The organism is Sphaerimonospora mesophila, from assembly GCF_001417795.1.
GTDB lineage: Bacteria > Actinomycetota > Actinomycetes > Streptosporangiales > Streptosporangiaceae > Sphaerimonospora > Sphaerimonospora mesophila.
The window spans coordinates 66,550-73,012 of record NZ_BCBX01000040.1; the positions used below are offsets into that span (position 1 = coordinate 66,550).

Genomic DNA, 6,463 nt, shown 5'->3' on the forward strand with positions numbered 1-6,463 from the left:
AGGTGTCCGATGCCCGAGGTCCAACGGTCCGAGGCGCTGGGACGGGTGACGGCGCGCCTGGGTGAGCTGTTCCCGCCGGACGCGCTGATCACCGATCCGGTACGCCTGCGGACCTACGAGTGCGACGGGCTCACCTATCATCGGGCGACTCCGGGGGTGGTGGTGCTCCCGGAGTCGGCCGAGCAGGTCGCGGCCGTCGTACGGCTGTGCGACGAGCACGGCGTGCCGTTCGTGGCCCGGGGCTCGGGGACCGGGCTGTCGGGCGGCGCGCTGCCCAGGACCGATGGCGTGCTGATCGTCACCTCGCGCATGCGGCGCGTCCTGGAGGTGGACATCCCGAACCGCCGGGTGGTGGCCGAGCCAGGGGTGACGAACCTGGCGATCACCGAGGCGGTCCGCGACCAGGGGTACTACTTCGCCCCCGATCCCTCCAGCCAGCAGATCTGCTCGATCGGCGGCAACGTGGCGGAGAACTCCGGCGGCGCCCACTGCCTGAAGTACGGCTTCACCGTCAACCACGTCATCGCGGTCGAGCTCGTCACGCCGGACGGGGAGATCGTCGAGCTGTCCGAGCAGGACCCGGGTTTCGACCTGCTCGGCACGTTCATCGGCTCCGAGGGCACGCTCGGGATCGCCACCAAGATCACCGTACGGCTGTCGCGCGCGCCGGAGGCGGTGACAACCCTGCTGGCCGCCTTCGACGACATCGAGGGCGGCGGCCGGGCCGTGTCCGCGATCATCGCGGCCGGGGTCGTCCCTGCCGCCATCGAGATGATGGACGCGCTCGCGATCGAGGCGGCCGAGGCGGCCGTCGCCTGCCACTATCCCGCGGGCGCCGGTGCGGTGCTCGTCATCGAGCTCGACGGGCCGGCCGCCGAGGTGGCCCGCCAGTTCACGACGGTGGAGCGGATCTGCCGCGACGCCGGCGCGTTCGAGCTGCGGGTGGCCGCGTCGGCGCAGGAGCGCACCGCGATCTGGAAGGGCCGCAAGTCGGCCTTCGCCGCCGTCGGCCGGATCAGCCCGGCCTACATCGTGCAGGACGGCGTCGTGCCGAGAACGGCCCTGCCCGGGGTGCTCGCCGGGATCGACCGGCTGCAGGAGGAGTTCGGCATCCGGGTGGCCAACGTCTTCCACGCGGGCGACGGCAACCTGCACCCGCTCGTGCTCTTCAACGACAGCGTGCCGGGCGAGGGCGAGCGCGCCGAGGCCGTCAGCGGCCGCATCCTCGACCTGTGCGTCGAGCACGGCGGCTCGATCACCGGCGAGCACGGGGTGGGCGTGGACAAGGCCAGGTTCATGCCCCGGATGTTCAGCGCCGACGATCTCGACACCATGCAGCTCGTGCGCTGCGCCTTCGACCCCAAGGGCCTGTCCAACCCCGGCAAGATCTTTCCCACCCCCCGGCTGTGCGGAGAGGTCCCCGGAGTGCGCCGGGGCGTCCACCCGCTGGTGGAGTCCGGCCTCGCGGAGCAGTTCTGATGAGCGCCCCCGCCCTTCCCGGCCTGAGCGGAGTGACCGTACGCGCGGCAGGGCACACGGACGGCCTTCCCGGCGTGCCGCCCCGGTGGGTCGCCCTGCCCGAGAGCGTCGAAGAGATCGCCGCCGTGATGCGCGCGAGCGCGGCGCACGATCTCGCCGTGGTCCCGCTGGGCGGCGGGACCAAGCGGCGCTGGGGCGGGCCGCCGTCACGCTGCGACGTCGTGATCGGCACCGGGCGCCTCGACGAGATCGTCGAGCACACCGCCGGCGACCTGGTCGTCCGCGCCCAGGCCGGGGTGACGACGGAGGCGCTGGCGGCCGCGCTCGCCGCCGAGGGTCAGGAGCTCGCCCTCGACGTGCCGGTCCCCGGCACCACCGTGGGCGGGCTGCTGGCCACCGGGATCGCCGGACCGCGCAGGTTCCGGTACGGCACCCCCCGCGACCTGCTCATCGGCGTCACCGTCGTGCTGGCCGACGGCACGATCGCGCGGTCGGGCGGCAAGGTCGTCAAGAACGTCGCGGGCTACGACCTCGGCAAGCTCTTCACCGGCTCGTACGGAACGCTCGGCGTCATCGCGGACGCCACGTTCCGCCTGCGGCCGCTGCCCGCCGCCCGCGCCTGGGTGACGGCCGGCCTCGGCGCACCCTACCCGCCGGACCGCCTGGCCGCCCTGGTGACGGCCGTCGCCGCCGCGACGCAGGAGCCGGCCGCGATCGAACTCGACTGGCCAGGACCCGACAGCGGCGGCACGCCGAGCCTGGCCGTACTGATCGAGGGCGCGGCCGCCGACGAGCGCGCCCGGGCCGTACGCGACCTGATCGGGGACGGCGCACTGATCGCGGACGAGCCGCCCGCGTGGTGGGGGCGGCTGCCGGAGCCCGCCGGGCCCGCGGGCGGTTTCCTGCTGGAGGTCAGGGCGGCGCCGGCCCGCCTGCCCGGAGCCGTCCTCGACCTCATGGCGGCGGCCGGACGCGCCGGGGCCGGTGCGGCCGTACGCGGCTCGATCGCGGCCGGAGTGCTGCACGTCGCCCTGTACGCTGCGAGTGCCGGGGCCGGACTCGAACGGGTGGCCGGGCTGCTGAACCCGCTCCGCTCCCGGATCGAGGTCGCCCACGCCGGCGGCCTGGACGGCCGGGTCGTGGTGCTCACGTCCCCGGAGGCCGTGCCCCCGGCGGCCGCGCCGGACCCATGGGGGCGGGAGTCGACGCGGCGCGAGCTGCTCCGGCGCGAGCTGACGCTGCGGGTGAAGGAACGCTTCGACCCCGACCACCGGATGTCCCCCGGCCGCTTCGCCGGAGGCGTCCGCTGACCGTCATTACTCCTGGAAAGGAGGGAGCGCGGATCATGGCCGAATCAGGAGATCCGTCCGCGCCGGTTCGATGGACCCCGATCTGATCAAGGACTGCGTGCACTGCGGGTTCTGCCTGCCCACCTGTCCGACCTATGTCCTGTGGGGCGAGGAGATGGACTCCCCGCGCGGGCGCATCCATCTCATGGGCCAGCACGTCGAGGGCACCCCGCTCACCGACGAGATGGCCGGTCACTTCGACGCCTGCCTCGGCTGCATGGCCTGCGTCACCGCCTGCCCCTCCGGGGTTCGGTACGACCGGCTGATCGAGCAGACGAGGGCCACGGTCGAGCGGGAGCACGTGCGCACGCCGGAGGACCGCGCGGTCAGGGCCCTGGTCTTCGCGCTGTTCCCGTACCGTCGCCGGCTCCGGGCGCTGCGCCTGCCGATGCGGCTGGGCGAGCGGTTCCGGCTGAACGAACGGCTGCGGCCGTTCCTGGAGCGCGTGCACCCGTCCCTCGGCGCCATGGCCGAGCTCGCTCCCCCGCTGCCCCGGCACGTGCCGAGACTGCCGCCGCTCGTCGGCGCGCGTGGGCGGCGCCGGGCCCGGGTCGGCCTGCTCACCGGCTGCGTGCAGGGCGAGTTCTTCCCCCGGGTGAACGCGGCCACCGCGCGGGTGCTCGCGCTGGAGGGGTGCGACGTCGTGATCCCGCCCCGGCAGGGGTGCTGCGGCGCGCTGTCGGTCCACTCCGGGCGGGACGCCGAGGCGCGGCGGTTCGCGAAACGTACGATCGCCGCCTTCGAAGGCGTCGACACGGTCGTGGTCAACGCCGCCGGGTGCGGGTCGAGCATGAAGGAGTACGCCGAGGTGCTGTCGGGTGACCCGTCCCTGCGCGACGAGGGATGGCCGGAGCGGGCGCGGGCGCTGCGGGTACGCGACCTGGCGGAGTTCCTCGTCGAGCTGGGGCCGGTCGCGCCGCGCCACCCGCTGCCGATGTCCGTGGCCTACCACGACGCCTGCCACCTCGCCCACGCCCAGGGTGTGCGGGCCCAGCCGCGCGAGCTGCTGCGCGCGATCCCCGGGCTGGAGCTGAGGGAGATCGCGGAGTCGGAGATCTGCTGCGGATCGGCCGGGACGTACAACCTGTTCCAGCCGGAGGCGGCCCGCGAGCTGGGCGACCGTAAGGCGGAACGGGTGCTCGCCACCGGCGCCGACCTGCTCGTGTCGGCCAACCCCGGCTGCACGCTGCAGATCATGGCCGCCGTCCGCCGGTCGGGTGGCGGCGGGCCGCGGGTCGCGCACACGGCCGAGGTGCTCGACGCCTCCCTGCGCGGCCGTGCTCCGGAGTCGCTGGGCGTGCCCGGTCCGGCCACGGCGGGCGCGCGGGGAGTGGCCCGGTGAGCGTGCAGAGCGTCGACCGGGCCCTGGACGTGCTGGAGGCGCTGGCCGAGAACGGCGGGCAGGCCGGTCTTTCGGAGATCGCCGCCCGCACCGGCCTGCCGTACGGAACCATCCACCGGCTGCTGCGGACGCTGCTGGCGCGCGGGTACGTCCGGCAGGAGTCCGACCGGCGCTACGCCCTCGGCGGCGCGCTGGTCCGCATCGGCGGCGCGGCCGAGCGGATGCTCGCCGTGTGGGCCGAGCCGTACCTCGCGAAGCTCGTGGAGCTGTCCGGCGAGACCGCCAACCTGGCCGTGCTGGAGGGCGACTTCGTCGTCTACGTCGCCCAGGTGCCGTCGCCGCGCAGGCTGCGGATGTTCGCGGAGGTTGGCCGGCGGGTGCTGCCGCACAGCACGGCCGTCGGCAAGGTGTTGCTGGCCGAACGGCCCGACGCCGCCGCCGTGCTCGGCCGCACCGGGCTGCCGCGCCGTACCGACCGGACCATCACCACGGCCGAGGCGCTGCTCGACGAGCTCGACCGGGTGCGGGCGCGGGGGTACGCGCTTGACCTTGGTGAGGAGGAGAACGGCGTGCACTGCATGGCCGTGCCGGTGCACGACGGTGGACGGACGTTCGCGGCGATGTCGGTGTCGGGGCCGGCCGAGCGGATCGACGCGATCGACCGCGAGGAACTGGCCGCCATGCTGCGCAAGGCCGCCGACGACTTCGGCACGGCCGTCTTCGGCTGACCTTCTCCGGGTGACCGGGCACATCTCGGGCGACCCGGCACATCTCCGGGCGACCGGGCACATCTCCTGGCGACCGGCTCTCCCCGAGTGGCCGGTCGACCGGGGAGGATGGGCGCATGTGCCGAAGCATCAAGACCCTGCGCCCGCCGTTCACCGAGCAGGTGACCGAGGAGGACATCCGCGCGGCGGCCCTGCAGTACGTCCGGAAGATCTCGGGTTTCCGCGCGCCCGCCCAGCACAACGCGGAGGCCTTCGAGCAAGCGGTTGAGGCGATCACCGAGGCCAGCACGGCGCTGCTGGCCTCCCTCCGGGTCCGCGGCGCCCGCTGAGCCCGGATGGAACCGGATCCGGACGTGCGGCGGAGTAGGGGGTGAAGGGCGCGAGGGCGCCCACGGAAGGAATCCCCAATGATCGGACATAACGGGTGGTGAGGACCGCGGCCACCGACATCCCCCGGCCTGTGTCGCAGTGGCCGCCGGGCGTTCCGGACCGGGCTCCGCTGGCCGAGCCGTCCGACGCCGAGCTGATCGGCGCCTCGTTGGACCGGCCGGACGACTTCGCCGGGGTGTTCGACCGGCACGCCGACGAGATCCACGCCTACGTCGGGCGGCGTCTCGGACCCGAGCATGCCGACGACGTGACCGCTGAGACGTTCCTGCTCGCGTTCCGCAAGCGGCATCGCTACGACCCGGCCAGGCCGGACGCCCGCCCCTGGTTGTACGGCATCGCGAGCCGGCTCATCTCCGGCCACCGCAGGTCGGAGATGCGCCGGCTGAAGGCGTTCGCCCGGGCGGCGAACCGCGAAGAAAGGCCACCGGGCGGGGATGCCTACGACGAGGAGCGCACCGCCGAGAGGGCGAGCGCCGCAGCGATGCGGCCGGCCCTCGCCGCGGCGCTCGCCCGGCTGTCGGCCGCCGAACGCGAACTCCTCCTGCTCATCGCATGGGCCGACCTCACCTATGAGGAGGCCGCCGAGGCGCTCGGCGTCCCCGTCGGCACCGTACGGTCACGGCTCCACCGGATCAGGGCCAAGCTCCGCCGTCATCTCCACCTTCCCGAGGAGGGCACCCCGTGAACGACGAGATCAGGATGATCGCCCGTGAGCGGCCCGAGGCGCCGCCCTACTCCCTGGCGGCCAGGGCGGCGGCGCGCCGGCGACTGACCGGGGACGGCCCGCGCGGGCACGGGCTCTTCGGCCGCGATGTGCTGCGTGCCGTTTCCCGCCGGCCGTACGGCCTCGCGATCGGCGGCGCCGCGCTGGTCGCGGCGGCGGCGGTCACGGTCGTGACCGTCATGCCGAACGGCACCGCCACGGGCCCGGTCGCCCAGCCAGCGTCGGAGCAGCCTCCATCGGCACGGCTTCCGGCGGCACCGCTCCCATCGGCGCAGGGGGACGGCGCGAGCGGCGAGGCGGGCGGGGGGCCCGAGGTGGTCGTGGCGCTGCCGAAGATCGCGAAGGTGTCGGCGGAAGAGGTGCTCGGCCGGGCCGCCCGCGCGGCCACCGACCTCAACCCGCGGGACGACCAGTTCATCAAGGTCAGCTCGCAGACGATGTACGGTGCGTT

At 74.3% G+C, this 6,463-nt stretch carries 7 protein-coding genes; all 7 read left to right on the plus strand.

Annotated elements, in window-relative coordinates; translation table 11 throughout:
- Positions 1-9 precede the first annotated feature (9 nt).
- Positions 10-1,479 carry an FAD-linked oxidase C-terminal domain-containing protein gene (locus tag AP234_RS21795; protein ID WP_055481556.1) on the plus strand — a complete coding sequence of 490 codons (1,470 nt, stop codon included), beginning with the start codon at positions 10-12 and terminating at the stop codon, positions 1,477-1,479.
- Positions 1,479-2,789: an FAD-binding oxidoreductase gene (locus tag AP234_RS21800; protein ID WP_055481557.1), complete on the plus strand. Its 1,311-nt coding sequence runs from the start codon at positions 1,479-1,481 to the stop codon at positions 2,787-2,789. The genes AP234_RS21795 and AP234_RS21800 overlap by 1 nt, the downstream gene beginning before the upstream one ends.
- Positions 2,790-2,859: 70 nt before the next feature.
- Complete coding sequence (locus AP234_RS21805; RefSeq protein ID WP_055481558.1) at positions 2,860-4,170, plus strand: heterodisulfide reductase-related iron-sulfur binding cluster; 1,311 nt, start codon at positions 2,860-2,862, stop codon at positions 4,168-4,170.
- A complete protein-coding gene (locus tag AP234_RS21810; RefSeq protein ID WP_055481559.1) occupies positions 4,167-4,898 on the plus strand; it encodes an IclR family transcriptional regulator in 732 nt (243 codons plus the stop codon). Before AP234_RS21805 ends, AP234_RS21810 begins: the two co-directional genes overlap by 4 nt.
- Before the next feature lie 116 nt (positions 4,899-5,014).
- A complete protein-coding gene (locus AP234_RS21815) occupies positions 5,015-5,227 on the plus strand; it encodes a DUF2277 domain-containing protein (protein ID WP_055481560.1) in 213 nt (70 codons plus the stop codon).
- A 95-nt stretch (positions 5,228-5,322) separates the two neighbouring features.
- Positions 5,323-5,973: an RNA polymerase sigma factor gene (locus AP234_RS21820; RefSeq protein WP_235558311.1), complete on the plus strand. Its 651-nt coding sequence runs from the start codon at positions 5,323-5,325 to the stop codon at positions 5,971-5,973.
- The coding region (locus AP234_RS37375) for a hypothetical protein (RefSeq protein ID WP_055481561.1) at positions 5,970-6,463 on the plus strand (494 nt) is incomplete at its 3' end. The genes AP234_RS21820 and AP234_RS37375, both read left to right, overlap by 4 nt.